The sequence below is a fragment of the Halobiforma lacisalsi AJ5 genome, assembly GCF_000226975.2.
Taxonomy (GTDB): Archaea; Halobacteriota; Halobacteria; order Halobacteriales; family Natrialbaceae; genus Natronobacterium; species Natronobacterium lacisalsi.
In genome coordinates, this window is the sequence record NZ_CP019285.1 from 3,321,251 (window position 1) to 3,346,591 (window position 25,341).

Consider the following 25,341-nt stretch of genomic DNA (forward strand, 5'->3'; position numbering starts at 1 on the left):
GTCCGGTGGGGTAACGGCGGTCGATCGGGGCGTCTCGCCGCCGCCCCCAACTGACCGTTCAGTCAGGTACATTATCAACTTTCTGTTCCCTGGATCTCCGCAGCGGTCCGATTCTGGGGTCGATCGGGATCGGCGGATCGGCGGTGGGAATCGTGGCGGCTACTGCTCCGTAGCCGAATGCTGGATGCACTTTCTCGGAGTTATCGAAAGAAGAGGGAGAGGGACGGGTGCTCCTGAAGAGTATTCGAAGCCGTCGATCCCCGAACGGAGGGTGGGGGTCGCGTCAGCAATGAGGTGATCGGAGGAAATCGGCGCTGGCGAGGAACGGGTCCGAGAGTGCGATCGAGCAGTATGTCAGGAGGTCCACCTGGTTCCTCGCCAACTGACTGTTCAGTCAGGAAGATCATAAACGTTCCGTTCTATCGCCCCGTCCCGCATCGGCGGTCGCTATTCGCCGGGGACGATCGTTTCACGCTCGGCGGTCCGTTGGGGATTGGTATCGAACGTCCGTATGAAGAGCCCCCCCGGATCCCCGTGTCTTTCACCCGGACGCCATCGTCGTTCCGTTCCTGACATCGTCGAGCGGTTGCACCTGTCCGCTTCGGTTTCCGCTGCCCCTTGCGGGCTTACAAGGCCTGCCTGAAGGATAGCTTTCGTCGACTTTTCTCCAGGATAGTATGAATGTAGCAAAATTCTATCGCTGACACTGACCAAATAATTCCTTAATGGCCATGTATGGTGTACAATACCCAAACAACAGCATCAATATTGGGTTAGGCCCATAGGATTTATGTGCGACCGAGGAAAGCGTCCGGTCAATGCTACTCTCAGTCGACCGTACGGAAGGTGACGACGTCCAGCCGCTCAGCTTCGAGGTAATCGCTGCGATCGCCGAACGAGAGGGCGTCGATCCCACCGAAATCGAACCCCCCGAATACGACGCGCTGTACGACGTGGTCAACCCCGAAGCGCTGGACTCGCTGTTCGCTCCTCGGGAGGATGGGACCCCTCGAGGAACGGGACAGGTCGAGTTCCAGTTCTGCGGATACCACGTCGTCGTCACGAGCGAGGGGGAAGTCGACGTTTCCGAATCCGAGCACTCACTCCCGTAGACGCGCTCGGTCTGTCTGCTTTCGGTCGTTCGCTCTCGGTCTCCGCTTCCATCGATCGCTCGGAGCCGTCCCGAATCTACTCCCAGTGGGTTTCGATCCGGGAGCGCCACTCGTCGGGTAACGGAACCGAATCGCCGGTGTCCGGATCGCGGACGACCTGTACGGTACTCGCGGTCGCCGCACGCCGGCCGTCCGCCCGGATCTCGTACTCGAGGGGAAGACTCGAGTCGCCGAGTTCCGGCACGTCGACCGCCACGGTAACGTCCGAGTCGGCCGCGATCGGGCGAACGTAGTCGATCTCGAGGTTGACCAGAACCGTCCCGGTGTCGACGAGCGAAACGCCGAGTGCGTCCCGGAAAAACGCTTCACGGGCCTGCTCGAGATACGTGGCGTACGTTGCGTTGTTGACGTGCCCCATGAAATCGATGTCCCGGAGCCGTACCTCCAGTTCGACCTCGTAATCGTAATCGGAGTCGTCACTGACGTCGCTCACGTCCGTCGACACGCGGCCGACCGTCGTATGCGTACCGTTCCGCGAGCGACGGGCCGTCCGTTCACACGCGGAGCAGGCCGGCACAGCGCCACGATCCTCACTCGGAAGGGCGTGCGGCCTCGAACACCCGTTCGTGGAGCCTGTCGGCGACGACGTCCATCAGCGGCTCCATGTTCCGCGTGTCGGCCCGGTTGTACTCGACCAGCGTCTCCAGCGCCGATTCGTCGCCGCGTTCGTACTCGTGCCAGAGTCGGACGGCGTCCCGGCCGCTCAGATCGTCCAGCTCGCGGTCGATGCCGACGTCCCGTTCGATCTGTTTCAACCCTCCGTCCAGCCCCAGCTTCTTGCAGGGGTACATGAGGTCGACGTGCGGGACCGACACGTCGAGGTCGTAACAGGTCTCGAGGAAGGGGACGTCGAACCGCTGGCCGTTGAACGTGACCAGGAGCGACGACGACTCGAGTTCCCGGCCGAGCCGATCCGCAGTGAGATCCCGGCCCTTGACGAAGGTCTTCGTCTCGCCCCCGCGGTGGAGGCTGACCGTCGTCACGTCGTTACAGCTCGCGTCGAGTCCCGTCGTCTCGATGTCGAGGAAGCAGGTCTCCTCCCTGACGTTCTCGTAGAGCCGCCAGCGGCTCGCAGCCGGGAGTTTCTCCGCGAACGGCGAAACGTCGCCACGATCGAGGTGTCGCTGCCCCTCTTCGATGAACGCGTCGATCCGGTCTGCCAGCGTCTCCCCGACGACGCTGCCGTCGAACTCGTCCCAGTGCGTGACCCCCGCTTCCCACAGGCGTCGCTCGGTCTTCTCGCCGACCCCCCGAACGGGAATGAAGCTGTTCTCGATTCGCACAGGGGATCGGGGGCACGGAAGCAACAAAAGCGCTTGGATCGGCCACGGGCCGCGACTACAGCGAAATCCAGTCGGTGGTCTCCCCGTCGCGGAGATGCCACCGCTGTTCGCGGCGGTCGCCATCGGACCGGACCCGGAGTTCGACGACCGCGTCGAACAGCGGTTCGAGGAGGTTGACGGCGTCGTGGTCGCGCTCGAGCGGAAGGTGGTAGTGGCCCATCCCGTCGATGTGATCGACGCGAGAGGCCGTCACGTGAAGCAGTCTGAAGACGCGCTCGGCGTCGTGCTCTCGGAGGAGGTCGGCGACCGAATCCATACAGAGCCGCAGTTCGGACGGCGCGAACCCGCCGACCTCGTCCTCGAGGTCGTCGATGGCTTCGACGATATCGATCCCGATCGTCCCGAGCGAGTCGTGCTCGTCGATCCGGATCGTCTCGCCGACGTGCTCGGCGTCACGGACCGCCGCCCCGTTTCCGGATGCTTTCCCCCGTTCCATCGCGGCGTCCTCGGCGACCGGTCCCTCGCCGTCGGTGACGAACAGCCGGCGTCGCGGTTCCGGCCCTGCGGCCCCACAGAGTCGGCGACAGACGACGCCGTGACAGTCCGTGGCGTTCGCGCCGACCAGCAAGACGTTACACCCCTCCCGCTTGAGCCGCTCGAGCGTCCGCGCGAACGTCCCCAGATCGGTCCCCCCGCTCCCGTATTCCGTCACCATTCGACATAACAAATACAACATTCAGGAATAAATATTGCGGCCATCGCGTCCCTAGAAACCCGCGTTGTGGGCTCTCATCTGACCACCCGGCTTTTTACACCGGCTCCCGTAGGATCGGTATGGCCGACAACGACGAGCTCGCCGAAGCGATCCGCGAACTCACCCGGACCGTCGACGAGCTTCGCCGGGAACTCGAGTCGACCTCGTCCCGCCGCCGGTCGCTACGGCCGCCGCTGCGTCCGCCGACGCCGCGCGAGCTGCTCGATTTCACCGACGAGGTAGCGCTGCCGGCCGCGCTGGCCGTCCTCAAGGCGAGCGTGCGCGCCCTCGAGAGCTTTCAGCGAGGGCTTGAACTCGTCAGAACCGAACGCGAGGTCCGGGATCGGGCCGACGAGGCGTCGACTGTCGCGGGCGACCGCGCAGCCTCACTCCGTGAAACCACGTTGACCCAACTCGATACCGTCCTCGGACAACTCCAGCGAGCGGCCTCCGAAGGGGCGCTCCCCGCCGACGAGGAGGCGAGCGACCTCCTCTCGGAGGCTCGAGAGCTCCGTGACGAGGTCGACGAGCGACTCCGGCAGGCGACGACGGACTGCGAGTCGGCGACCGACGGTGACGCGAGCAGGAGGCCGGACGGATGGGAGAGACGATCGAGCGAGCGAAGCGAGGCGATCAGCATTGACATCCAGGAGGGGCAACCCGAGGAGACCGACGAGGAGTCCGATACGGGAATCGAGGCCGACTCGAGCCCGGAACCGGACCCGACGATCGACGTGGATGCCGAACTCGAGACGCTCAAAGACCAGTACGGCCCGGACGAGAAGGTCGAGACCGGAGCGGACCCCGACAAACACGCCGCTCCGGAGGACGAGTCGGCGACCGACGTCGGTGAAACCGAGGGGGACGATGTCGACCCCGATTCAGACGTCGGTTCGCGATCGGGGAAACGGTCGGAGGAGCAGTCAGAGGAGCATCCTGAGGACCGGTCGGAGGGTACGGGAGACGACGATAACGAAAACGAGGAGTGAAACGAACCGAACCCGTTAGACTGGCTCGAACCGGTAGCCGTCCCAGTCCTGGCTGTCGGGCTCCCGGATGCCTGCGCCGGGCTCCCGGAGTTCGTCGACATGGACCGGCCGGACCTCGTCGCCGGTCTCGACGTCGTCGGTCGTGACCTGGCCGAGCGCGCGGACCGACTCGCCCTCCACGTCGAACTCGACGATCGCCATCGTGTTGGGTTCGCGAACCCCCGGCGGCGTCGCCGTCGAGGTCGTCCAGGTGACGACCTCGGCCGTATACTCGCTCAGATCGATCGTCTCCGCCGGCTCCGCGCCGCCCGGGCCGCGCGGGTGGCCGGGGTAACCGATCGAACCGTCCTCGTAGCGGATCGCTTCCATCGTCATTGTGCTGCCTCCATGATAGTGGTGATGACGCAGTTGCCGAACCCGCCCACGTTACAGCAGAGGCCGACGTCCGCATCGACCTGTCGCGGACCGGCCTCGCCCATGAGCTGTTCGTAGATCTCGACGCCCTGTGCGACGCCGCTGGCGCCGAGCGGGTGGCCCTTGGACTTGAGCCCGCCCGAGGTGTTTATCGGCAGTTCGCCGTCGCGTTCGGTGTACCCGTCCTCGACGAGTTTCCAGGCCTCGCCCTGCTCGGCGAAGCCCAGTCCCTCCATCTGGAGGAACTCGAGGATCGTGAACATGTCGTGGAGTTCCGCGACGTCGACGTCCTCGGGTTCGTAGCCACTCATCTCGTAGGCGCCCTTCCCGCTCTCGACGACGCCGCCCATCACGGTCGGGTCCTCGCGCTCGTGGACGACGTGTGTATCCGTCGCGCCGTCGATCCCGGAGATGACGACGTACTCGTCGGTGTACTCCTCGGCGACCGACTCCGGGCAGAGCATCAGCGCGGCCGAGCCGTCCGTGATCGGACAGAAGTCGTACAGCCGCAGCGGGTCGGCGACGATCGGCGACTCCAGGGCCGTCTCCTCGTCGATCTCCTTCCGGAACTGGGCGTTCGGGTTGTCGACGCCGTTGCGATGGTTCTTGACGGCCACCTTCGCCAGGCTCTCGCGGGGCGCGTCGAACTTCTCGAGGTAGTGGCGCGCGGTCAGCCCCGCGAACGAGGGGAGGGTGACGCCGTGTTTGTACTCTGCGGGGTGGGTCAGCGACGCGATCACGTCGGTCGCCTCGCCGGTCGTCCGGTGGGTCATCTTCTCCCCACCGACGAGCAGGGTCATGTCGCTTGCCCCGCTGGCGACCGACTGCCAGGCGGCGTAGATCCCTGCGCCGCCGCTGGAACTGGTCTGGTCGACTCGCTGGGTGTAGGCCGGTACCGCGTCGATGTCGTGTGCGAGCGCGTTCGGGACGCCGGTCTGGCCCTCGAACTCGCCGCTCGCCATGTTCGAAACGTACAGGTGTTCGACGTCCGCCGCGTCGACGCCCGCGTCCTCGAGACACTCGAGTCCGGCCTCCGCGAGGAGATCGAGGATCCACTCGTCCTCGCGTTGCCCGAACTGGGTCATCGAGGCGCCGATGATTGCAACACGTTCCATATCCTACTGGACTCGAGTCTCCGATTTATATTGTGGGGTCGATCGCGGCGTCCTGTCGGTCCGTACGGCTCGAGGCCTCCGCAGGACTCACTGCCGTCTCTCCCTGCTCGAGCGGCCAGGACGAACGGAAGGCGGAAAACGAGTGCGCTGTGGTCCGCCGTCAGGCCGACTCCGGCGCCGTCGCCTGTAACTCGCTCGCGCGCGAGCGCGCCTGTGAAATTACCGCGGGGCGAGCCTCGAAGGAGACCAACACGTCGTCGTCGCCGTAGGTAACGTCCTCGACGTTCGCGTTGTCGTGGATCCACGAGACGAGGCTCATCGTGTCCTCGGTCATCGGGAGCACGAGCCGTTCTTCCTCCCAGTCCGGGAGTTCGTCGTCGATCCGATCGAGCAGGGCATCGACGTTGGTCCCCTCGCGGGCGCTGACCGCGACCGGGTTCGGGGCCAGCGAGGACAGCGCCTCGCGTTTCTCCGCGAGTTCCTCGTCGCTCACCTGATCGATCTTGTTCAGGACCGTGACGATCGGGGCCTCGTTGCGCTCGTAGAGGGTGTCGTGACTGGTGACGATCTTCTCGTGGATCTCCTCGATCGGCTCGCTGACGTCGACCACGAGCAAGACCAGATCCGCCCGGTAGACGGAGTCAAGCGTCGACTTGAAGGATTCGACGAGCCAGTGGGGCAGGTCGCTGATGAACCCGACGGTGTCGGTCACCAGCACGTCGCGAGGTTCGATGTCGGCCCGTCGGGTCGTCGTCCCCAGCGTCGTGAACAGTTTGTCCTGTGACTCGGCCGTCGACTCGAGGTCCCGGTGGAGGTCCTCGTTCTCGTCGACGTCGAGGTCCGCCGCCATTCGGCGTAGCAACGTCGACTTGCCGGCGTTCGTGTAGCCGGCGAGTGCGACCAGATCGAAGCCCGAATCCCGGCGGCGTTCGCGCCGGTGCTCCTCGGTCTGTTCGATCCGCTCGAGTTCGTCCTTGATCCGGCTGATCTGGTCTTTGATGTCCCGTTCGCGGCTCTCGTCGTACTCGCCGAGCCCCATGAACCCGGGGTGTTCGTCCCGTTTCGCGAGGCTCGTCTTGGCCTCGGCCCGGGGGAGTTCGTACCGGAGTTCGGCGAGTTCGACCTGGAGTTGCGCCTTGCGGGTCTGGGCACGCTGGCCGAAGATCTCGAGGATCAGCGTGAACCGGTCGATCACCTCGACGCCCTCGGGGAGCAGTTGTCCGAGGTTGTACGTCTGGTATGGGCCGAGCCGGTTGTCGAAGATGACGGTCGTAGCGTCGGTCTCCGCGGCTTTCGTCGCGAGTTCTTCGGCTTTCCCTTCCCCGATCTGGAGGGCGGGATCGGCCCGTCGGGACTGGGTGACTTCGCCGACGACGGTGTATCCCGCCGCCTCGGCGAGGTCGCGGATCTCGCTCGTGTCGGGCGTGCCGGAGTCGACGCGTTTTGCGATGATCGCTCTCATGCGAGTACGAGTTGTTGGTGGGCTGCCTGCTGGCTCGCCCGCGGACGTGACTGATCGTCGTGGCCGTTTTCGGTTCCGTCTGCGGCGGACTGACGGCTCCGGTCGTGGCCGTGATCGGTCGACGATGCCGCTCGAAATCGACTAACGATGGCGGTCGAACACCTCCGTTAGACGAGCCTCAGCCATACCGTTCCGTACGTATCCGACCGTCTTGAATGCCGCGCCCGGAAATTCTTGCTGCTCGGCAGCGCCACGTCGAGCGGGACCTCACGACTATCCCCGCCGTCGGTTTCTCTCTTCGGCAAACAGGACAACGCAACAGTAATTATCGACGGCTCGAATGCTGGATCTGATGCTTTCGGTCGATCCGACGACGCTGTTGCTCGAGTTCGGCGGCGGTGCCGTCCTCGGCGCGCTGGTGGGGTATGGAACGAAACGCGTCGCAAAACTGCTCGCGATCGTCCTCGGTGTCGAGTTGATGCTCTTTCGGTACCTCGAGTCCCAGGGCATCGTCGTCGTCGACTACGAGCGGCTTACGGCCGGCGCGATCGGGAGCGGCGATAGTATGCAGGCGGCCGGAGTCGGGGTCCACTGGCTCGAGTCGGCACTGTCGGTGGTCGCGATCGGGGCCGGATTCGCGAGCGGCTTCCTGATCGGGTACCACCGCGGATAGCGACCCCGTTTTCGAAGAACTCGGGTCGATCCCGGCTCGACCGAGACTCGGTTACCCCCGGTTACCGGGTCTTCAGGTCGTCCTTGTCCTTGACGATCTCCGTCTCGGCTTCGCCGCTCGAGTGTTCGTTGACCACGTCGTAGAAATCGTTTTGCATCCCTGCGGGGAAGGTGACGACGCCGATCCACGAGCCGTCGGGCTGCCACTCCTCGCGTTCCAGGTCGCCGAACTGCCGGATCTTCGCCTGGGCGCTGCCCGCGTAGTCGGCGGGCACCTGGACCGCGACCGTCACCTCCTCGAACCGGATCGGGATCACGGGTCGAAGCGCGTCGAGCGCATCGTCGACCTGGTTCTCGACCGGTTCCATCGGATCGACCGTGAAGCCGGCCTCCTCGAGGGCGTTCTCGATGCGCTCCGGCGGGTGTGGAGCGTTGTCCATCTGCGGGTTGACCGCGTTGCGCGTGATGGTATCGATCAACTGCCTGCGCTTCTGTTCTTGCATCTCGCGGCGCTGCTCGGCCGTGATCTGGATCTCCCCCTCCTTGATCACTTCCGGAATGATCTCGAGGGGATCGGTCGTGTCGAAGACCTTCTCGAGGTCGCTCTCGGCCGGCCGGTCACCTCGGGAGGCGTCCTCGAAGACGTCCTCGGCGGCGATGACGTCCTCGAGGTCGCCCTCGAACTCGCCGCGCTTGATCTCGAGGGCCGCGTCCGGATCGACCAGTACCTCGAAGCGCGCCCCGTGTGACTCGAGTCGCGCAGTCACCGCCTCGTCGAGTGATATCATACCGATGAGTTCCCCCGGACGGGTAAAAGAGCTTTTCCTGACGGCGGCGGTCGGGGCGGCGTGCGGTCGGCCTCGAGGGGGATCGCGGAGGCGGAGCGAACTATAGTAGCTACTGAAAGTCGATGCACCCCCGATCACATGGCGGCTTCGCGATCGGTGTGTAAACCGCTTCAGATTCGCGGTCAGGTCCCTTCGGGAACGCGACATCCGTCTACCGAACCGTTCGGGCCTCGACTTAGCCGATAGGGAGGGCACTGTGGAGAGCGAAGAGACTCGAGAACTGGTCGGAACGGAAAACGGATGCGTCCCATCCGCCGGATGCGGGCGGCCGGGTCGCCGATCGCCCGACCGGGAAACCGGCGAGCGATCGGAGCCAAGGTCGAGATCGGACCCGGGCCGGCCCGGGCCGAGTCTCGATACGACTCGATTACGTTACTCGTCTTCGGTCTCGTCCGGTTCCTGGAGCAGGTCGTTCTCCTCGAGGTGGGTCTCGATCCGGTCCTGCTCGAACTGCTCGAAGCGCTCGGACTCGACGTCGATCGTCGCGAGTCCGACCTCGTTCGGGAGCAAACCGCCCTCTTTGACCGACGCGAGGGCGTCGAGCGCGAGCGAGATGCCGCCGTCCAGGTCGGCTTCCTCGTCGTAGTTCTCCTCGAGGTAGTCCTGGAGGTCGCCGCGGTCGGCGCCGACGGCCAGGGCCTTCCACTCGTAGGGGGTGCCGGACGGGTCGGTCTCGAACAGGCGGGGTTCGCCGTTGTCGATCCCGCCGACGATCAAGGCGACGCCGAACGGGCGTGCACCGCCGACCTGGGTGTACTGCTGGATGTGGTCGGTAACTTCCTTGGTCAGCGTCTCGACGCCGATCGGTTCGCCGTAGCGCAGCTGGTTGACCTGCGCCTGGCGGCGCGCGAAGTCGATCAGTTGGCGGGCGTCGGCGACGTGACCGGCGCTCGCGATTCCGACGTGGTCGTCGGCTTTGTGGAGCTTCTCGACGCTCGAGTCCTCGAGCAGCGGGGAGGGAACTCGTTTGTCGACCGCGAGGACGACGCCGTCCTGTGTTCGGACGCCAATACTTGCCGTACCGCGTTTGACCGCCTCGCGGGCGTACTCGACCTGGTAGAGTCGGCCGTCCGGCGAGAAGATCGTGATGCCTCGGTCGTACGCCTGCTGTTGGGCTTGTCCCTGCATAGTATCACGCTAAATCGTAATCGAGGTCTGTCGCGCCCGTGAACGATTCGTCTGCGAGTCGCACGTCTGCAGATCCGTCGCCATCGCGTACGACGGCGACTCGCTCCTCGTTCCCGAACACGACGTTTCTCTCTTCCAAATCTTGCCGGCCGCGTCCTAAATAGTTTTCTTCAGCGGCACGGATCGTGCCACTGATACCGCAGACTCGAATTCCGACGGGAGAGCCGTTGATCCCGTCGATACAGGCCAGCGCCGCTCGAGCGGGCTCGGTCTCCCCTCGACGGACTTTGACCAGCGCATGCCCGGTTCCGTCCCCGAACGCGAACCTGACGACGGTGAGATCGGCCGCTGCGCTGCCGGGATCGCCGAGCAGGTTCTGACCCGCGTACCACAGTTCTCGCTGGAACGCCCGGCGATCGATGTCGGCGTCGGGCCACGACTCGATGGCGACGGCGAGGTAGCGCCACCGCGGGCGGAGATGCTTCGGGAGGTGTTTCATTCCTGGCCGTCGTCCGTCACCCGGCCGCGTTCGGCGACCAGCACGCCGACCTGATCGTGGACGCGTTCGACCGCCGTCAGCGAGAAGCCGGCGTCGGTGAAGGCGTCCGCCAGCGTGCCGACCGTGGCGGGGTCGTCGACCTCCGGCGAGTAGAACGGCTCATCCGGGTCGGGTTCGCCGAAGAACATCACGTCACCGAGCACGAACCGGCGTGGCTCGAGGTCGGCGATCGTCTCGATGGCCTCGCGTTTCTCCTCGTCCGAGAGGTGGTGCATCGCGAAGTTCGAGGTGACGACGTCCACGCGAGGGGACCGAGTGTCGGCTCGAGGCGTCTCCGACGATTCGGCGTCGACCTCGCCGTCGTACTCGGGGTCGCGGAACCGGCCGTAATCGAACTCGAGGTTCTCGAGGCCCCGCTCGTCGGCCTTCCGCTTCGCTTCCTCCATCATCCCCTCGCTGATGTCCCGGCCGACCACCCGGTCGGCGTCGGGAGCCAGCGCGAGCGCGATCGCACCGGTCCCCGTACCGAGATCGAGAACGGTATCCGAGGCGTCGGGGTCGGCGTGTTCGATCACCAGGTTCGCACAGGCCCTGTACTCGTCGGACTGGTCCTCGTCGTACTCCCCGGCAACCTCGTCGAACCGGGCGGCGTGATCCTCAATGCTCTTCTTCATACCTGCCACGTTCGACCCCGGGCTCAATGAACGACTCGGACTGGATGTGCCGATTGCGCTCGGCGAGATTCCTCCACTCCGAGAGGCCGTCCTCGATAAAGTCCGCCGGCAGTCCGATCTGCTCTCCGAGGGCGGCCAGTTCGCGGGGCGCCCGGAACTCGAGGTGTGTGGTCGGCGTCGCGCTTACGACGTAGGGCGCGTCGTAGTGATCGACGATCTCGTAGAGTTTCCGCAGCGACTGGAGCACTCGAACCCGCCGACCGCCGTGATCGGCGAGCACTCGCGAGAGGTCGAACTCGAGGCGGACGCCGTTCTCGAGGGCCGCCTTCGCGACGACGTGGTTGACGTCGCCGTCGTCGGTCATCGGACGGGCGAGCACGTCGACCTTCTCGTTTTCGACGGCGAAGCGATTCATCGCGGTCGAGCCGCCGGCGACCGTGACGATCGTCTCGTCGGGCCGGTGGTTCCCGACCGCGCCGCTCGCCTCCTGTGGGTCGTTCGTTCGGATCTCGATCCCCTCGACGACGTCTACTCCGTACTCGTCGCGGATCTCGTCGGGGTCGTACTCCGCTCGAGCGCCCGCGTGGTTGCGCACGACCACGCCCTCGAAGCCGTAGTCGGCCGCCGTCTTGGCGAGCCTGGCGACCGTACTCTGTCCGTCGGGGTGGGCGTGGACGGCCTCGTACATACTCGAGGGATCTCGAGGCGGCGACTTGTGGTTTGCGTCATGCGGCGACCGACCGAATACGGAATTCCGCTTCGAGGGAGTAGTCGTCAGTTCCGAGCCCGAACTGAAAGTCGAACCAAACGGGCGTACCGAAGTTGCGTCAGCCGATGACGGGATGACCGTTACACGAACGTCCTGAAAGACAGGATTCCGACTATGAGCATCAGGAGACCGCTAGCGATCACGATGACGGCACCGACCCAGTTGCCGATGCGGTAGATCAACAAATGGTCTCGATTCGAATCCGCTCTAGAGACGTTGGTGAGACTGACCGCGAAGGTGAACGCCGCTCCCAGTACGATGACGCTGCCGGCCACAAACCCTGATAGTACGAGGCTGACGACAGTCACGAGCGTTCCGACCAGTCCCAGTCCGAGGCCGACGGCATAGAGCTTCCAGGCTTCCATCGTTACACTGAGACGACACTACCGACACGGGGGATATGTATCTGCCGACCGCTCGTCCCGCCGGAAGTAACTCTCAATTCGCTACCGAAGTACGTGCAGAATCACGTGGCCGGGAGTGCGTCCGAACAAAAGTGAGGGCGCACGACCCGGGGGAGGGCAGGCCATCACCCGATACGACCGCGAGCGACCGTAGGGAGCGAGCGGGCCGACGACTGACGTGAGGGAGGACTGAAAGGACGAACGAACGGAAGGAGGAGTGCTTTTGATCAACCTTTTACCGAGTGCCGGCGCGCCGTGCGGCAGCTACGCTGCCGTCGGCGCGAAACAAACGCAGAGTAAAAGGTTGTTAGTTGAGAATAGACTGCGCGACCGTCGCGAGCTGACCGTTGTCGGCCTCCTGCAGGCGCTCGTCGCCGATCTTCAGACGAAGACGCGGGCGACCGACGTCGATCGGAACCTTCTCGGTGTCGATCAGGCCCATATCCTCGAGTTTGGTCTTCGTCCGCGAGAAGGTCGCCTTGGATGCGATCCCGACGTCTTCCCCCCATTTGCTGATGTCGTACAGCAGCGCCTCGTTCTTGGCTGCGACCAAAAGCGAGATGGTGACCTCGTCGAGTCCGTCGCCGTCGCCGCGGGCGGTCTCCAGGGAGTCCAGAATGGCGGAGAAGTCCTCCTCCGCATCGGGGCCGATTTCGTCGGAGAGCGTCTCCTGAACGTCCGTGATCGGCGGCGTGCGGAGGTTGAACGTCTCGGCGCTCTCCCAGCGGGCCGCGTAGGTGTCGTAGGTGTCCTCGACGAAACTCTCGTCTTCGGTGACGAGGCCGCCGACGCGGTCGCCGGCGTGGACGATCGCGACGATACGGTCCTCCGTGATCAGCAGCGAGTTCTCGGGGGCTTCCTCGAGCGTTCGGAGCGCCAGCGCGTCCTGGCTGATGAGGTCGGCGGCGTTCGAGGCGACGATGAAGTCGTCCATGACGTCCTTAAGCGTCCGCTCGTCGGCGAGCATGTGGACGGTCGGAAGCGAGTCGTCGAACCCGGTCGCGACGGAGACGAACTGCTCGATTCCTTCCCACGAGGGGTTGACCATGTAAATGTCCCCACTCGCGTCCTCGAGCACACTCTCGAGGATATCGTCAATCTGGTGATTGAGTAAATTCGAGGTCATGCCTATACAGAAGTAAACGTGAGAAAGTTACTTAATTTTGTCGGCCGTTGACCCGGCAGAACTTCTGCTCTCGGCGGTCAACCGGTAATTTTCTCCGTGACGGCCCGGTATCGAACTCGGCCGATCCCGTCGGGTCGATGGCGGTGGTACGGACCCGTCTCTCGGTTATTCGAAAGGTCGATTCGGAAATCCTCGCTGCGGATGTCATGTTTTTTAACTTACAGTAAATATATAACCTTCATCTGTGATTACCGAACCGCATGGGTGATCGAGGACAGCGACCGTGGTGGGTCGCGAACGGACACGGTAGCGAACAGTCCGAACGAACGAAGTCGGAAACAGTTCACGCGAAGGGTATTAGCACGTACGGCGGACCCTGATCTAGCACGGACGGCGGATCCCGATCCTAATCCTGCTTCTGATCCCACTCCGTCCCGCCACTGATTCCGATCCGGGCCCGGACGAAGCGACGACGAGCACGGACAGTGCCTTCCGAAGCTGAGCCCAGGGGATCGGCAGTGATCTCACTGGCCACTCTCGAACCGCGGCCACAGTTCCCCGGACCAGTAGAGATCGCCGTCGTAGATCACCGACGCCTCCGTCTCTTTGAGCAGCATCGCCAGTTCCGTCCCCGAGAGTATCACTGCGGCCTCGTTCCCGCAGAGGTAGGCGTACTCGTCGACCCCGGTGTGGGGATGGTAGTAGCCGCCGGTTTCGCCCGTCGCGTAACAGTCGAGCGTGACGAAGTACCGATCGCTTCCCTCGAGAGCGTTGGGGTTCGCCGCCCCGTTTCCGCTCCGCCGTCCCCCGTCGCCGACCTCGTCCTCTCCGTCGAGCGACTCGATCGTCACCGTCGTCGGGAGCCGGTGGTCCGCCTGCGTGAGCGAGTGGGTACCGTCGCCGACGACCGCGTAATCTTTCCCCATCATGATGCGACGACGTGCGAGTCGCATCGCACGCTCGATGCTGAACCCGTGGACGAGCAGTTTCGCGAACGTCGACCCGACCCGGACGGCGTGGTCGTTGAGTACTCGCGAGAACGTCACCGCGCCGGCGACGCTTCCCTTCTCGATCAGGGCTCGACCCTCGTAGTAGGAACCACAGGCGTTGAGGAAGAACGTCTCGGTGTTACACCGCTCGAGGCTCGAGACTGCGAGGTTGCCGTCCGGACACCGGAACCCGTCGGTTTCGCAGTGGCCGATGTAGTGGACGAAGTCGTGGTTCGTTTCGAACGTCCGTGCCAGTTCGGCGGTCGTGAGCGATTCCTCGACGGCGACGTCGATCGACAGTTCGTCCGACCGGCGACGGTAGATCTCGGCGACGGCGTCCCCTTCGCCCGCCATCTCGGGGTCGTTGAGCACGATCCGGATCGAGGTCCCGTCGCTCGCCCGCTCGAGGTAGTCGAGGCGGTTCTGGTAGGCTCCCGGCGCGGATTTGAAGACGTCGATGGGGACCCCCTCGGCGAGCCAGCCGTGAACGCGACCGTGCCGGAGTTCGGGTTTGACGACGTCGACGGACGCGACCTCGCCGGTGCTGGCGCGGTCGGCTGTCGTCGATTCCGTCGACTGTGCCGGACCCTGTGGCTTCGGACCGCGGTAAAAGTCCTCGAGCGACCGTTCGATCAACTCCTGGCCTTCGAGCGTCGACGTTCGGGGCCGATAGATCAAGCTCATTCGGTCGAGCAGGAACGGCAACGTCTCGAGGCGGCCGAACTCCGGCGCGACGTACGTCGAGAGGTGCCACTCCGGCAGGCGATGCTCGATCGCCGTGAAGGGGACCTCGAGGTAGGCCGCGAGCCGTCGCTGGGGGTCGGCCTCGTACAGCGCGTCCGCGTCCAGTTCGAGCGCCTCGAGAACGCTGCTCTCCGCGAGCGTCGTCCCGTACGGGCCGGCGTTGCGGACCAGACAGTCGAGGAAGAACGTCTTCCGGAGCAGGCGCTCGACGTCGCGCTCGAGCGCCGGCATCGGTGATAGCTCCCGTTCGATCCCGTGGTCGAGGAGCCTGAGACGTGGTCCCTCGGCGCGGCGTTGCCCGCGGCGAGTGCCGCCCACTCCGTCGCCGGTGCCGCCCAGGGCTGGGTCCGTGCGAACGGTCGCCTGCAGGTAGTAGGCGAGCGGTGCGGTGACGTACAGGGCCTCGTAGATCGGCGGCACGACGAGTTCGATCCCGGTTTCGGGTGTATCGGCGGCGATGCAGTCCGGAACCGCGAGTTCGTCGCCGGCCTCGAGCAACGGCGGGTGGCCCCGAAGGGTCGGGTAGGAGCGTTCGGGGCCGGTGGTCTTGTGGGAGGCGGCGAGGTGGGAGACAGCGTCCGCGACCTGCGTCGGGTCGTCGGGGACGGTGATCGTTCCGGCGGGGCGTTCGTGACGGCTCCGGAACCCGAGGACGACGCGGGTGCGGCGGGGAAAGGAGACGACGACCGATTCGAAGTCCGGGGTCTTCTCGATGGTGGCCCGGCCGGAGAACCGGAGATAGGTCTTGATCTCCGTGTCGACGTCGACGACGTACTCGCCGGGAGGTAACCGAAGCGGGTCTCCACCGGGATCGAGTTCGTAGCGGCGTTCGCCGGCGGCCGATTCGGGACTGCTCCTGCTGGCGTTGTCGACGCCCACCCCGTCGGATCCGAGCGAGAACGCGTAGACGACGGCGTGGGGAAAGGAGAGACGAGAGGTGCGCGCGACGATCGTATCGTCGACCGGCCGCGGGAGGCCGGGACCGTCGCCGTCGACGGCGAGATCCTCGGCCTGAACGGACAACTCGGCGTTATCCGCGTCGGTCACGCGGAGCGCCCGGTCGTCCAACTCCCACTCTATCATTCGAGCAGCGGAATGTTGCCGCGATTAGTTAGTTGTACTGGATGGGCCGGTACTGATAATTATATCTACTGGTTCAGGAGATTCGATCGGCGACGTCGAGCCGTTGCGTCCGCGGCAGACGCCGGAGACGGACGGGAGCGCTCGGGAAAGGTACACTTATACGATTGCCAGTCACCCTATCGCACATGGACCACGAGCACGTCCGGGAGGTCGATCCTGCCGTTGCCGATGCGCTCGAGAACGAGGTAGACCGTCAGCGGTCGACGTTGCAGATGATCGCGAGCGAGAACCACGTCAGCCCCGCGGTTCTCGACGCCCAGGGGAGCGCCCTGACGAACAAATACGCGGAGGGGTATCCCGGCTCGCGGTACTACGGCGGCTGCGAGTACGCCGACGAGGTCGAGGAGCTCGCGATCGAACGGGCGACCGAACTGTTCGGCGCCGAGCACGTCAACGTCCAGCCCCACTCGGGAACCCAGGCCAACCAGGCAGTCTACTTCGCGATGCTCGAGCCCGGCGACAGGATCCTCTCGCTGGACCTGACCCACGGGGGCCACCTCAGCCACGGCCACCCCGCCAACTTCACCGGGCAGCTCTACGAGGTCGAGCAGTACGAGGTCGATCCCGAGACGGGCTACATCGACTACGAGGGGCTTTCCGACCTCGCCGAGGAGTTCGAGCCGGACATCGTCGTCTCGGGGTACTCCGCGTACCCGCGCGAGATCGACTGGGAGCGCATCCAGGCGGTCGCCGACGACGTCGACGCCTACCACCTCGCGGACATCGCCCACATCACGGGCCTGGTCGCCGCCGGCGTCCACGACTCGCCGGTCGGCATTGCGGACTTCGTCACCGGTTCGACCCACAAGACCATCCGCTCGGGCCGGGGCGGCATCGTGATGTGCGACGAGGAGTACGCGGACGACGTCGACTCCGCCGTCTTCCCCGGCGGCCAGGGCGGCCCGCTCATGCACAACGTCGCCGGCAAGGCCGTCGGCTTCAAGGAAGCCCTCGAGCCCGAGTTCGAGGAGTACGCGGAACAGGTCGTCGCCAACGCGAAGGCGCTTGGCGAGTCGCTGTCCGAGAACGGGTTCTCGCTGGTCTCGGACGGCACCGACAACCACCTCGTGCTCGTGGATCTGCGCGAGAGCCATCCCGACACCTCCGGCGGCGACGCCGAGGAGGCGCTCGAGGAGGCCGGAATCGTCCTCAACGCCAACACCGTCCCCGGCGAGACCCGGTCTGCGTTCGACCCCTCGGGGATCCGCGCGGGCACGCCTGCGCTGACCACGCGCGGCTTCGACGAGGCGGACTGTCGCGAGGTCGGCGACCTGATCACTCGCGTAATCGACGCCCCCGAGGACGAGACCGTTCTCGCCGAGGTCCGCGAGGAGGTCGACCGACTCTGCGAGGAGAACCCGCTCTACGAGTAAGCGCCGACGCTCGCCGTTATTTCAGCGCTTCTCGAGGACCGCACGCCACTGCACGTCCCCGTAATCGGTCGCGGCGACCTCCCACGGCGTCCCGATCGTCGCTTCCCGTAGCCGGTCGACGCTGAAGACCCGAAAGACGAGCGTCGAGTCGACCTCCCCCTCGTACTCCTCGTGGTAGACCCGGTACGCGAGGCCCGGGGCGGGGTCCTCCCGGTAGGCGAAGACGTCGCTCGTCGCCTCGAGTTCCGGCGCGTAGTTGTCGAGGACGGCGGTGGCCTCCGGGGTCGTCACGTACGCGAGGTCCGCGAGGAACTCCCGGACGCCCGCCATCGAGCCGGCCAACCCGATCTGCGTCCCGATCGCATGAGCGGATCGGAACCGATCGCGCGGGAAGTGGTCGCGGAGCGCGAACATGTTCACACAGCGGGCGTCCTCGACGCCACGAGCCCGCATCGTCTCCACGAGGTGCTCGCTGACCTCGATGGCGACGGTCTCGAATCGCTCCTGATAGTACAGCGCGTCCCGTCCAGCGCCGGCGCCCATATCGAGCAGCGGACCGTCCAGCCACTCGTCCCGCCAGGCTCCCTCCTCGTGATCGCCGAAGTACCACTCCTCGATCCCGTGCTCGCGCGTGTCGTCGCCGTCGCGGTCGATCAGTGGCGCGGAGCGTTCGCCGAGGTAGTGGTCGCGGATCGCGCGACCGAACGGATCTGTATCCGCCATACTGTGTGACACACACCCAATTATAATAAATCCATCATGAAACGCGGTACCGACTGACGTGGATTCACGGGGAATCGGCGGCTGTCACCTCGGCTCGAGTCCCGCCCCTCGCCTCGGGTCACCCGTATCCGATTCGCCGGCCCTGCCAATTGCCGGCACGCGGCTTTTCCTCCGGGTGCTCCTACCGGCGGTATGTCCACCCGACCGACCGGAACGATCCTCGACGATGATCGGCTGCTCGCGCTCCGGGAGACCGATGAGACGGCGGCCTCGGAACTGGCGCTCGAACTCGGACCGGTCGCCGACTTCATGGACGCGTCGGCCGGCGACGACGTCGACTGGGGCGTCGACGAGCATGGGGACCTGCCCATGCTCGTCTGCAGCGCCATCGCGGACGCGGAGACGGGCGACGCGCCGTACCCGCGACGGGTCCTCGAGGACGACGACGCGCTCGTCGTTCCCGTCCCCGATCCGATCGTGCGGGCGGCTCCGCCCGAAGGGCTGGGGCTCGACCTCGAGGCGTACGATCCCGACCGGCCGCTGCTGTTCGACCCGATCACCGCCGGCGGAACGGTCGGCTTCGTTCCCGTCCGGTTCGGCGACGGCGAGCCCTACCGCGAGGAGCCGCTGCCCGAAAGCGCCGGCGAGAGTGACCCCGTCGCCGAAGGGACGATCGACCACGAACGCGACGCCGATCCGACGCCGCGACCCGAGACGATGGACGCGCCGATCGATCCCGTCGTGCTCGACGGCGTGCTCGCGGACGCGCCGAACGACGTTCCCGAGTCCGACGTGGTCGGTGTTCTAGAGGCCATCCGGACTCACAACCTCGTCGACGCAGGGAACCACGTCGCAGGTACGGTTCCGGTGACGGTCGACGACCGCGCGATCTGTTTGCTCGAGGACGACGCCTGGGTGGAGCGGCTGGCCCCCGAACTCGAGGCGGCCGACGTCGACGTCGACGTCGATCCGGACGCGCTCGCGACGGCCCGGGAGGCCCACAAGCGACAGGCCGATCGGCTGCTCGAGGCCGCCGACGAGGGGGACGACGACCTCGAGGGGGAGTACGAGTACGACGTCGTGGTGACGAGCGAACGCGACACGGCGGAGTGGGAGGTCTCCGAGCCGGGAACGGGCCGGTGACGACGTGCCCGACCGTCCGATAGGGCGTGTGGTGGAGGACCGGTGTGGGCGAGGATGGGGCGAACGGCCCTTCGCAGCCGACTTGTTGTACACGAATATGGGTATTAGATGCGATTCGTCACCGCGTATTGGGCACGAACCCGAGGGTTGATTACCCTCGCGACCGCCGTCTCGCGTATGACGGACATCGACGCCGAGATCATCGACGGCAACGCCGTCGCGAGCGAGATCCGCGACGATCTGACCGACGCCATCGAGACGTTAGCCGACGCCGGCGCGCGGCCGGGGCTGGCGACGGTCCTGATGGGTGACGACCCCGCCAGCGAGACCTACGTGAACATGAAACAGCGGGACTGTGAGGAGGTCGGCATCGAGAGCTACCACGTCGACGTCGACGGCGACGCGCCGCCCGAACGGCTGTACGACGAGATCGCCGCGCTCAACGAGGACGACGACGTCCACGGCTACATCGTCCAGGCCCCGGTCCCGGACCACGTCGACTACCGCGAGGTCATCCGCCGCGTCGACCCCGCGAAGGACGTCGACGGCTTCCACCCCGAGAACGTCGGCCGCCTCGTGGCCGGCGACGCCCGTTTCCGACCCTGTACCCCCCACGGCGTCCAGAAATTGCTCGAGGCCGCCGGCGTCGAGACCGAGGGAGCGGACGTGACGATCGTCGGCCGCTCTGACATCGTCGGCAAGCCGCTCGCGAACCTACTAATCCAGAAGGCCGACGACGGGAACGCGACGGTGACGGTCTGCCACTCGCGGACCGAAGACCTCGCCGAGAAGACCCGGAGCGCGGACGTGGTCGTCGCGGCGGCGGGCGCGCCCGAACTCGTCGACGGCTCGATGATCGGCGAGGGAGCGGTCGTGATCGACGTCGGCGTCAACCGCGTCGATGCGGACACGGAGAAGGGATACGAACTCGTCGGCGACGTCGAGTTCGAGAGCGCCGCGGAGAAGGCAAGCGCCATCACCCCCGTGCCCGGCGGCGTCGGCCCGATGACCCGCGCGATGTTGCTCTACAACACGGTCAAGGCCGCGAGTCTACAGGAAGGCGTCGACGTCGAGTTGCCCTGACCCATCACCCGTCCTCGAACTCGATCAGCCCCCGCTCCTCGAGTTGCAGGAGGAAGTGCGCGAGCGTCTCGTCGACCGGTTCGACGCGGTCGGCGTCGTGAGTTTCGGCGACGATCGACGCGATTTCCGCGACGGTGTGGTCGCCGTCACAGTGGCGCCAGACGGTCGTCCCGACCGGGTCCAGCGCGAGTTCGCGGTCCAGATCGGTCCCGAACAGATCGAACAGAAACGCGTCGACCCGGTTGCGCGGCGTCTTCGTCCAGTGGACGGTGACGCGACGCTCGCCGTCGACGACACGCTCCACCCAGTCGTCGGCGGTTCGTCGGGGGATCGCGTCCGGCGCGTGGGTGCTCATGAGAGTGATAGCGTGGACGGTTCTCACCGATCGGTCGCGTTGCCGGCCGCCGTGTCGGGCGCGTTCCGAAGCACGCTGGCCGTGAACAGGCCCACCAGCGCGACGAGGGCGACGACGCCGAGGATCGTCTGGGTCCCCGCGTCGAGGCCGAGCGGGAACGGTGCGCCGTCGCTGTTGCCGATCCCGGCGATGTAGAACGTGCCGATAACGATTCCCATGATCGCCTCGCCGGTGATCAGGCCGGCGGCGACGATCCGGCCTCTCGAGGTCGCGTGCTCGGCGAGCGTGCCGTCTTTGTCGTCGCGGCGGGCGACGTAGCGGTCGATCCCCGCACGGAGCAGGCCCCCGAGGAAGATCGGCGTCGCGAGCGTGATCGGGAGGTAGATCCCGACGGCAAAGGGCAGGACGGGGACGTCCATGAGGATCAGGACGAACGCGAAGACGGCGCCGATGAGGATCATTCCCCACTGGGCCGTGCCGGTGAGGACGCCCTCAGAGATCAGCGCCATCATTCCGGCCTGGGGCGCGGGGATGGTGTCGCTGCCGATGCCGTAGGCCTGGTGGAAGAAGTAGAGGACCCAGCCGGCGAACAGCGCCGAGAGGGCGATCCCGATCACCTGTGCGATCTGCTGGTTCCGGGGGGTCGCACCGAGCAGGTAGCCGGTCTTGAGGTCCTGGGAGGTGTCGCCGGCGACCGCCGCGGCGATGGCCACGACCGAGGCCGTCATCAGCACCACGACGGGGTCTGTGACGCCGGCCGAGCGCAGCGCCAGCGCGGCGATCAGAATCGTCGCTACGGCCATCCCGGAGACGGGGTTCGAGGAACTGCCGACGACCCCGACGAGGTACGCCGAGACGGCGACGAAGAGGAACGCGGCGATCACGGCGATGAAGCCGCCGAGGAGGCCGACCTGTACCTGGGGGACCGCGACGAGCGCGAGCGCGATCAGAACCGCACCGATCACGACGATCTTCATCGGAAGGTCCCGCTGGGTACGCTTGCGCTCGCCCTTCGCGGCCGATCCGGAGCCGCGGATCTCCGCCACGGCGGTTCCCAGGGCGTCGACGATCGTCCCGCGCATCGAGACGATCGCGTAGAAGCCGCCGACGATCATCGCGCCCGCGCCGACGTAGCGGATGTAGGCGTCCCAGACCGCGTTCGCCTGTGCCATCAGCGCCGCGTCGGCGGCCGATTCGGGGACGAACCCGCCGGTGATCAACAGCGGGATTAGCATCATCCAGGCGATCAGGCCGCCGCCGAATACGTAGCCCGCGATTCGTGGCCCGATGATGTAGCCGACGCCGACGAGCGCGGGGGTGAAGTCGCCGCCGATGGCGAACCCTTCCGTTTCGCCGGCCGTAAACGCCGTCTCGAGCGTCGTCCGGAAGGCGGCCATCCCGTTGGCCAGCCACATGTAGACGAAACTCACGAGAAAGCCAACGGAGATGAGTTTCACGCCCTCGTCACCGCGGGACCCCGCCTCGAGGACGTCCGCACAGGCCGTCCCCTCCGGGTAGGGGAGTTCCTCGTGGCGCTTGACGATGAGATAGCGACGCATGGGGATCATAAAGAGGATCCCGAGCAGGCCGCCGAGCGCCGCGACGACGGCAGTGTTGACGACGTCGATCGGCTGGTCGAGGAAGGTAACGCCGGCGATCGTGAAGATGACCCCCGCTGCCAGCGCCTCGCCGGCCGACGTCATCGTCTGGACGATGTTGTTCTCGAGGATGGTTCCGCCGACGCCGATCCGGCGGAGGCCGTAGAACAGCCCCATACTGATGACTGCCGCGGGAATGGACGCGCTGATCGTCATCCCCGAGCGCATCCCGAGGTACATGTTCGCGGTCAACATCACCACGTTGAGCGCGAGACCGATGACGACTGCCTTGATCGTCAACTCGGCGACGCGCTTCCCTGCGGGCACGTACGGGGATGGTCCCTCTTCCGCCGATCGTTCGCGAACTGTGCGACTGTCGTTCGCCTGCTGGTGCTCTTCCGGTGGTCCGTGTGCCATGGTTCTGTGGTGGACGCCCGCGATCGATGGCTCGCTTCGGCCGGTCCGCGACGAAACGAATCTTCGGGCCGTCGCAGTCGACCGATGGAGGACGGTCCAATCGTTCGGACCTTCTCGACCGATGGTATAAGAGCGGCAAGATCTGCGACCGGAGTGTCAATTCCCCTACCGTCCCGCAAGACCGGCCCGTGACCGGTCGATACTGCCGGCAGCCGCTTCAGTCCCCGCCGAACCGGCCGTTCGCTTTCCCGCCGTCGAACTCGAGGTTCTCGAGGCCGTCCTGGGCCCGTGTGAACGCGATTTCGTCGCCCCGCAGGCCGTTCGCCAGGTCGCGGGTCGCTTCGACGAGCCGTTCCGCGATCTCTGGGTCGACGTCGCCGTCGAGCATCCGCAGGCGTTTGACGTGTTCGCCGAGCGTCTCGAGTGCGGCCCGTTCCGCGGTCGTCAGTTCCCGGTCGCGTTCCTCGATCCAGGTGCGAAGGTCACGGCGGTACTCCCGGACGGCGTTGGCGTACGCGAGTCCGCGGGCGGACGCTAACGATACGGGGACGTCCGTCGCGGGGGGCCGGTCGCCGGTGTCGGCATCCCGGAGCAGTGAGAGGAAGTACAGTTCCTCGCGGTCGTCGCGCTCCGGGTCGATCACGCGGGCGACCACGTCGGCGACGTGGAGCAGTTCCATCGCTGCCAGATAGGTATCGTCGAGGCTCTGGAGGGTGCCCCCGTTGACGAACCCGCGCCGGCGGACGTACTCGCGGCAGCGCTCCCGTGCCCGCTCCGCGAGTTCACTGGTCGACGCGTCGTCGACGTCGTTGCGGACCGGCGTCAGGTCGAAGGCTACCTGCAGGTCCGTGTGTTCGGTCCGTTCGTCGACACCGACGCTGTGGAGACTGCCACACCCAGGACAGTCGATGCTCCCGGTTTCGTAGTAGGACCAGCGGGTCCCACACTCCTTGCACTCGCGCTCGCCCCGGATCTTCATGTGCAATACTAGGGGAACCAGCGGGAAAGAGGCCACGGAGTCGCCGAAGGGAGATGGGGGGACCACTACTCACCCCTTCGTCCGTGACTCGAGAGGAGAATATCGGCGCAAACCCCCGCGAGAGAACGATTCATCGGCGATGATGGTCACGAGAGGCTGTACTCCGTTCAACGGGTGATTAACGTACGGCAGTTGCAGGCCACACTGAAACCAAGAGAAACGTCCTATCCAGGGATATGTCCCATCAAAGACTGAACCGTCGCAAGTTCGTCGCCGCAGCAGGTACCGCGAGTGCGCTCGTTTTGGCCGGTTGTGCGGACGATGGCGGTGAAGAAGAGGAGCCAGCCGGTGACGACGAAGAGGAACCCGCCGGTGACGATGACACGGGTACCGAAGAAGAAGAGGACGGAACGGGTGACGGCGAGGAAGAAGAGGAAGAGGAAGAGGAAGAGGACGGCGAGAGCGAGACGTACACCCTGACCGTCACCGTCGAAGACGAAGAGGAAGAACCCGTCGAGGGCGCGACGGTCCAGCTCGAGGAAGACGGGATGGGCATGGACGACGAGATGGAGGAGGAAGACGAAACCGACGGGAACGAAACGGACGAGGACACCGAGGACAACGAAACCGACACCGATACCGAAGACGAGGAAGACACCACCGACGAAGAAGACGGGATGGAAGACGAGGAACCGATGGACGAGGACGAAACCGACGAAAACGGCGAGGTCGAGTTCGAAGAACTCGAGGACGGCGATTACCTCGTCACCGCCGAACACGAAGGCGACGAAGCCGAAGACGAAGTCACGATCGAGGGCGCCGACGAGGAGGTTACGCTGACGCTCGGCGAAGACGGCGGGATGGACGGCGAGGAGACGGAAGATTCGGAAGACGGCAACGAAAGCGACAGCTAATCGGCACTCGGTTTCCGGTTCCGTTCCCGGTAGCGGATTCCATTCCCCTGTTCCGCGCAGTCGATATCCGGCACGTACCGGTCCGCCCGACCGCCCGTCCACTTTTTTGATGCTCGGCCGTTACTCACGAGTATGCGCGACGAAGAAGAAATCCGCGAGCAGTACGAGTTCCTCAAGGAACACCTCGAGAGCGACGAGATGCGCCACGACGGCGTTGAGGAGATGTTCACCTACTACAAGCGCGCAATCGGCTGGGTGCTCGAAGAGGAACACATCTAAGACGGTCATCGATCCGTGACTTATCAAAACCGGATCTGATTTCGATGCATTTAAGTATAATCGGCGGATTCTTTCAGATGACGCTTCGCTTGGAGGGCCGAAGCGTCAGCGGGGACCAATTCAGGGCGGCAAGCGATCGCGTGACTCTTTTCACGTCACGCGATCTGCTTTCCTGTTTACTCTGTGTCACTGATCGACCAGTCGCGGCTGCGCGCTCCGTAGTGATCCGAACGACGTGCCGGCATCTCTTCACCCGACCCAGTATAAGAATACGGAAACGTACGTCACGTAC

The 25,341-nt window shown here is 65.4% G+C and carries 26 protein-coding genes; 8 read left to right on the top strand and 18 right to left on the bottom strand.

Annotated features, from left to right (window positions below):
- Positions 1 to 818 precede the first annotated feature (818 nt).
- The gene (locus CHINAEXTREME_RS16130; RefSeq protein WP_007142850.1) at positions 819 to 1,112 is read left to right on the top strand and encodes a HalOD1 output domain-containing protein; all 294 of its coding nucleotides are present in this window, start codon (positions 819 to 821) and stop codon (positions 1,110 to 1,112) included.
- A 76-nt stretch (positions 1,113 to 1,188) separates the two neighbouring features.
- Here the strand turns inward: CHINAEXTREME_RS16130 and CHINAEXTREME_RS16135 are convergent, their stop codons facing one another.
- The 3 genes from CHINAEXTREME_RS16135 to CHINAEXTREME_RS16145 all read right to left on the bottom strand — a co-directional run bounded on the left by CHINAEXTREME_RS16135 (position 1,189) and on the right by CHINAEXTREME_RS16145 (position 3,170).
- Positions 1,189 to 1,617, bottom strand: coding sequence for an acyl-CoA thioesterase (locus tag CHINAEXTREME_RS16135; protein ID WP_007142851.1), 429 nt, complete (start codon positions 1,615 to 1,617; stop codon positions 1,189 to 1,191).
- An 85-nt stretch (positions 1,618 to 1,702) separates the two neighbouring features.
- Positions 1,703 to 2,455, bottom strand: coding sequence for a ribonuclease H-like domain-containing protein (locus CHINAEXTREME_RS16140; RefSeq protein ID WP_007142852.1), 753 nt, complete (start codon positions 2,453 to 2,455; stop codon positions 1,703 to 1,705).
- 55 nt (positions 2,456 to 2,510) lie between these two features.
- Positions 2,511 to 3,170, bottom strand: a complete 660-nt coding sequence (locus CHINAEXTREME_RS16145; RefSeq protein ID WP_029601708.1) for a DUF7504 family protein — start codon at positions 3,168 to 3,170, stop codon at positions 2,511 to 2,513.
- Between the two features lie 119 nt (positions 3,171 to 3,289).
- On the opposite strand from CHINAEXTREME_RS16145, the gene CHINAEXTREME_RS16150 reads away from it, so the two are divergent.
- Positions 3,290 to 4,198 carry a DUF7547 family protein gene (locus CHINAEXTREME_RS16150; protein ID WP_007142854.1) on the top strand — a complete coding sequence of 303 codons (909 nt, stop codon included), beginning with the start codon at positions 3,290 to 3,292 and terminating at the stop codon, positions 4,196 to 4,198.
- A 15-nt stretch (positions 4,199 to 4,213) separates the two neighbouring features.
- Here CHINAEXTREME_RS16150 and CHINAEXTREME_RS16155 read toward each other — a convergent pair whose 3' ends face one another.
- From CHINAEXTREME_RS16155 to hflX, 3 genes are all read right to left on the bottom strand, one after another.
- On the bottom strand, positions 4,214 to 4,573 hold the full coding sequence (locus tag CHINAEXTREME_RS16155; protein WP_007142855.1) for an OB-fold domain-containing protein: 360 nt from the start codon (positions 4,571 to 4,573) through the stop codon (positions 4,214 to 4,216).
- On the bottom strand, positions 4,570 to 5,727 hold the full coding sequence (locus CHINAEXTREME_RS16160) for a thiolase family protein (protein WP_007142856.1): 1,158 nt from the start codon (positions 5,725 to 5,727) through the stop codon (positions 4,570 to 4,572). The genes CHINAEXTREME_RS16155 and CHINAEXTREME_RS16160 overlap by 4 nt, the downstream gene beginning before the upstream one ends.
- A 160-nt stretch (positions 5,728 to 5,887) precedes the next feature.
- Positions 5,888 to 7,189, bottom strand: a complete 1,302-nt coding sequence (hflX, locus tag CHINAEXTREME_RS16165) for a GTPase HflX (protein WP_007142857.1) — start codon at positions 7,187 to 7,189, stop codon at positions 5,888 to 5,890.
- Between the two features lie 352 nt (positions 7,190 to 7,541).
- On the opposite strand from hflX, the gene CHINAEXTREME_RS16170 reads away from it, so the two are divergent.
- Entirely contained in the window at positions 7,542 to 7,862 is a 321-nt protein-coding gene (locus CHINAEXTREME_RS16170) for an FUN14 domain-containing protein (protein WP_029601710.1), read from the top strand.
- A gap of 61 nt (positions 7,863 to 7,923) precedes the next feature.
- Here the strand turns inward: CHINAEXTREME_RS16170 and CHINAEXTREME_RS16175 are convergent, their stop codons facing one another.
- The 8 genes from CHINAEXTREME_RS16175 to CHINAEXTREME_RS16210 form a co-directional block, all read right to left on the bottom strand.
- Positions 7,924 to 8,649 carry a ribosome assembly factor SBDS gene (locus tag CHINAEXTREME_RS16175; RefSeq protein WP_007142859.1) on the bottom strand — a complete coding sequence of 242 codons (726 nt, stop codon included), beginning with the start codon at positions 8,647 to 8,649 and terminating at the stop codon, positions 7,924 to 7,926.
- A gap of 432 nt (positions 8,650 to 9,081) precedes the next feature.
- The gene (gene psmA / locus CHINAEXTREME_RS16180) at positions 9,082 to 9,837 is read right to left on the bottom strand and encodes an archaeal proteasome endopeptidase complex subunit alpha (RefSeq protein ID WP_007142860.1); all 756 of its coding nucleotides are present in this window, start codon (positions 9,835 to 9,837) and stop codon (positions 9,082 to 9,084) included.
- 4 nt (positions 9,838 to 9,841) lie between these two features.
- The gene (locus CHINAEXTREME_RS16185) at positions 9,842 to 10,336 is read right to left on the bottom strand and encodes an Rpp14/Pop5 family protein (protein WP_007142861.1); all 495 of its coding nucleotides are present in this window, start codon (positions 10,334 to 10,336) and stop codon (positions 9,842 to 9,844) included.
- On the bottom strand, positions 10,333 to 11,010 hold the full coding sequence (locus CHINAEXTREME_RS16190) for a class I SAM-dependent methyltransferase (protein ID WP_007142862.1): 678 nt from the start codon (positions 11,008 to 11,010) through the stop codon (positions 10,333 to 10,335). Before CHINAEXTREME_RS16190 ends, CHINAEXTREME_RS16185 begins: the two co-directional genes overlap by 4 nt.
- Positions 10,994 to 11,698, bottom strand: a complete 705-nt coding sequence (locus tag CHINAEXTREME_RS16195; protein WP_007142863.1) for an RNase P subunit p30 family protein — start codon at positions 11,696 to 11,698, stop codon at positions 10,994 to 10,996. The genes CHINAEXTREME_RS16190 and CHINAEXTREME_RS16195 overlap by 17 nt, the downstream gene beginning before the upstream one ends.
- A 161-nt stretch (positions 11,699 to 11,859) precedes the next feature.
- Positions 11,860 to 12,144, bottom strand: a complete 285-nt coding sequence (locus CHINAEXTREME_RS16200) for a hypothetical protein (RefSeq protein ID WP_007142864.1) — start codon at positions 12,142 to 12,144, stop codon at positions 11,860 to 11,862.
- A 346-nt stretch (positions 12,145 to 12,490) separates the two neighbouring features.
- Positions 12,491 to 13,309: a transcriptional regulator TbsP gene (gene tbsP / locus CHINAEXTREME_RS16205; protein ID WP_007142865.1), complete on the bottom strand. Its 819-nt coding sequence runs from the start codon at positions 13,307 to 13,309 to the stop codon at positions 12,491 to 12,493.
- A gap of 524 nt (positions 13,310 to 13,833) precedes the next feature.
- A complete protein-coding gene (locus CHINAEXTREME_RS16210) occupies positions 13,834 to 16,125 on the bottom strand; it encodes a hypothetical protein (protein ID WP_029601711.1) in 2,292 nt (763 codons plus the stop codon).
- Between the two features lie 185 nt (positions 16,126 to 16,310).
- Here CHINAEXTREME_RS16210 and glyA point away from each other — a divergent pair, with 185 nt between their 5' ends.
- Complete coding sequence (gene glyA / locus CHINAEXTREME_RS16215) at positions 16,311 to 17,558, top strand: serine hydroxymethyltransferase (RefSeq protein ID WP_007142867.1); 1,248 nt, start codon at positions 16,311 to 16,313, stop codon at positions 17,556 to 17,558.
- Positions 17,559 to 17,579: 21 nt separating this feature from the next.
- On the opposite strand, the gene CHINAEXTREME_RS16220 is transcribed toward glyA, so the two are convergent.
- On the bottom strand, positions 17,580 to 18,281 hold the full coding sequence (locus CHINAEXTREME_RS16220; RefSeq protein ID WP_007142868.1) for a hypothetical protein: 702 nt from the start codon (positions 18,279 to 18,281) through the stop codon (positions 17,580 to 17,582).
- A 192-nt stretch (positions 18,282 to 18,473) separates the two neighbouring features.
- Between CHINAEXTREME_RS16220 and CHINAEXTREME_RS16225 the strand changes: the two genes are divergently transcribed.
- Entirely contained in the window at positions 18,474 to 19,424 is a 951-nt protein-coding gene (locus tag CHINAEXTREME_RS16225) for a hypothetical protein (RefSeq protein ID WP_007142869.1), read from the top strand.
- 177 nt (positions 19,425 to 19,601) lie between these two features.
- Complete coding sequence (locus CHINAEXTREME_RS16230; RefSeq protein ID WP_029601712.1) at positions 19,602 to 20,507, top strand: bifunctional methylenetetrahydrofolate dehydrogenase/methenyltetrahydrofolate cyclohydrolase; 906 nt, start codon at positions 19,602 to 19,604, stop codon at positions 20,505 to 20,507.
- 4 nt (positions 20,508 to 20,511) lie between these two features.
- Here the strand turns inward: CHINAEXTREME_RS16230 and CHINAEXTREME_RS16235 are convergent, their stop codons facing one another.
- The 3 genes from CHINAEXTREME_RS16235 to CHINAEXTREME_RS16245 all read right to left on the bottom strand — a co-directional run bounded on the left by CHINAEXTREME_RS16235 (position 20,512) and on the right by CHINAEXTREME_RS16245 (position 23,856).
- Entirely contained in the window at positions 20,512 to 20,862 is a 351-nt protein-coding gene (locus tag CHINAEXTREME_RS16235) for a PqqD family protein (protein ID WP_007142871.1), read from the bottom strand.
- A gap of 23 nt (positions 20,863 to 20,885) precedes the next feature.
- Positions 20,886 to 22,877: an OPT family oligopeptide transporter gene (locus CHINAEXTREME_RS16240; RefSeq protein WP_007142872.1), complete on the bottom strand. Its 1,992-nt coding sequence runs from the start codon at positions 22,875 to 22,877 to the stop codon at positions 20,886 to 20,888.
- Positions 22,878 to 23,094: 217 nt separating this feature from the next.
- Complete coding sequence (locus CHINAEXTREME_RS16245; RefSeq protein WP_007142873.1) at positions 23,095 to 23,856, bottom strand: DUF7117 family protein; 762 nt, start codon at positions 23,854 to 23,856, stop codon at positions 23,095 to 23,097.
- A gap of 236 nt (positions 23,857 to 24,092) precedes the next feature.
- On the opposite strand from CHINAEXTREME_RS16245, the gene CHINAEXTREME_RS16250 reads away from it, so the two are divergent.
- Positions 24,093 to 24,770, top strand: a complete 678-nt coding sequence (locus CHINAEXTREME_RS16250) for a hypothetical protein (protein WP_007142874.1) — start codon at positions 24,093 to 24,095, stop codon at positions 24,768 to 24,770.
- Positions 24,771 to 24,902: 132 nt separating this feature from the next.
- A complete protein-coding gene (locus tag CHINAEXTREME_RS21925; protein WP_007142875.1) occupies positions 24,903 to 25,049 on the top strand; it encodes a hypothetical protein in 147 nt (48 codons plus the stop codon).
- The last annotated feature ends 292 nt before the right edge of the window (positions 25,050 to 25,341 follow it).

Coding starts and splice junctions, on each gene's coding strand:
- CHINAEXTREME_RS16200 (WP_007142864.1), bottom strand. CDS start 12,144: ATGGAAGCCTGGAAGCTCTATGCCGTCGGCCTCGGACTGGGACTGGTC.
- CHINAEXTREME_RS16160 (WP_007142856.1), bottom strand. CDS start 5,727: ATGGAACGTGTTGCAATCATCGGCGCCTCGATGACCCAGTTCGGGCAA.
- hflX (WP_007142857.1), bottom strand. CDS start 7,189: ATGAGAGCGATCATCGCAAAACGCGTCGACTCCGGCACGCCCGACACG.
- tbsP (WP_007142865.1), bottom strand. CDS start 13,309: ATGACCTCGAATTTACTCAATCACCAGATTGACGATATCCTCGAGAGT.
- glyA (WP_007142867.1), top strand. CDS start 16,311: ATGGACCACGAGCACGTCCGGGAGGTCGATCCTGCCGTTGCCGATGCG.
- CHINAEXTREME_RS16185 (WP_007142861.1), bottom strand. CDS start 10,336: ATGAAACACCTCCCGAAGCATCTCCGCCCGCGGTGGCGCTACCTCGCC.
- CHINAEXTREME_RS16150 (WP_007142854.1), top strand. CDS start 3,290: ATGGCCGACAACGACGAGCTCGCCGAAGCGATCCGCGAACTCACCCGG.
- CHINAEXTREME_RS16220 (WP_007142868.1), bottom strand. CDS start 18,281: ATGGCGGATACAGATCCGTTCGGTCGCGCGATCCGCGACCACTACCTC.
- CHINAEXTREME_RS16210 (WP_029601711.1), bottom strand. CDS start 16,125: ATGATAGAGTGGGAGTTGGACGACCGGGCGCTCCGCGTGACCGACGCG.
- CHINAEXTREME_RS16190 (WP_007142862.1), bottom strand. CDS start 11,010: ATGAAGAAGAGCATTGAGGATCACGCCGCCCGGTTCGACGAGGTTGCC.
- CHINAEXTREME_RS16175 (WP_007142859.1), bottom strand. CDS start 8,649: ATGATATCACTCGACGAGGCGGTGACTGCGCGACTCGAGTCACACGGG.
- CHINAEXTREME_RS16145 (WP_029601708.1), bottom strand. CDS start 3,170: ATGGTGACGGAATACGGGAGCGGGGGGACCGATCTGGGGACGTTCGCG.
- CHINAEXTREME_RS16130 (WP_007142850.1), top strand. CDS start 819: ATGCTACTCTCAGTCGACCGTACGGAAGGTGACGACGTCCAGCCGCTC.
- CHINAEXTREME_RS21925 (WP_007142875.1), top strand. CDS start 24,903: ATGCGCGACGAAGAAGAAATCCGCGAGCAGTACGAGTTCCTCAAGGAA.
- CHINAEXTREME_RS16250 (WP_007142874.1), top strand. CDS start 24,093: ATGTCCCATCAAAGACTGAACCGTCGCAAGTTCGTCGCCGCAGCAGGT.
- CHINAEXTREME_RS16240 (WP_007142872.1), bottom strand. CDS start 22,877: ATGGCACACGGACCACCGGAAGAGCACCAGCAGGCGAACGACAGTCGC.
- psmA (WP_007142860.1), bottom strand. CDS start 9,837: ATGCAGGGACAAGCCCAACAGCAGGCGTACGACCGAGGCATCACGATC.
- CHINAEXTREME_RS16225 (WP_007142869.1), top strand. CDS start 18,474: ATGTCCACCCGACCGACCGGAACGATCCTCGACGATGATCGGCTGCTC.
- CHINAEXTREME_RS16245 (WP_007142873.1), bottom strand. CDS start 23,856: ATGAAGATCCGGGGCGAGCGCGAGTGCAAGGAGTGTGGGACCCGCTGG.
- CHINAEXTREME_RS16155 (WP_007142855.1), bottom strand. CDS start 4,573: ATGACGATGGAAGCGATCCGCTACGAGGACGGTTCGATCGGTTACCCC.
- CHINAEXTREME_RS16230 (WP_029601712.1), top strand. CDS start 19,602: ATGACGGACATCGACGCCGAGATCATCGACGGCAACGCCGTCGCGAGC.
- CHINAEXTREME_RS16170 (WP_029601710.1), top strand. CDS start 7,542: ATGCTTTCGGTCGATCCGACGACGCTGTTGCTCGAGTTCGGCGGCGGT.
- CHINAEXTREME_RS16235 (WP_007142871.1), bottom strand. CDS start 20,862: ATGAGCACCCACGCGCCGGACGCGATCCCCCGACGAACCGCCGACGAC.
- CHINAEXTREME_RS16195 (WP_007142863.1), bottom strand. CDS start 11,698: ATGTACGAGGCCGTCCACGCCCACCCCGACGGACAGAGTACGGTCGCC.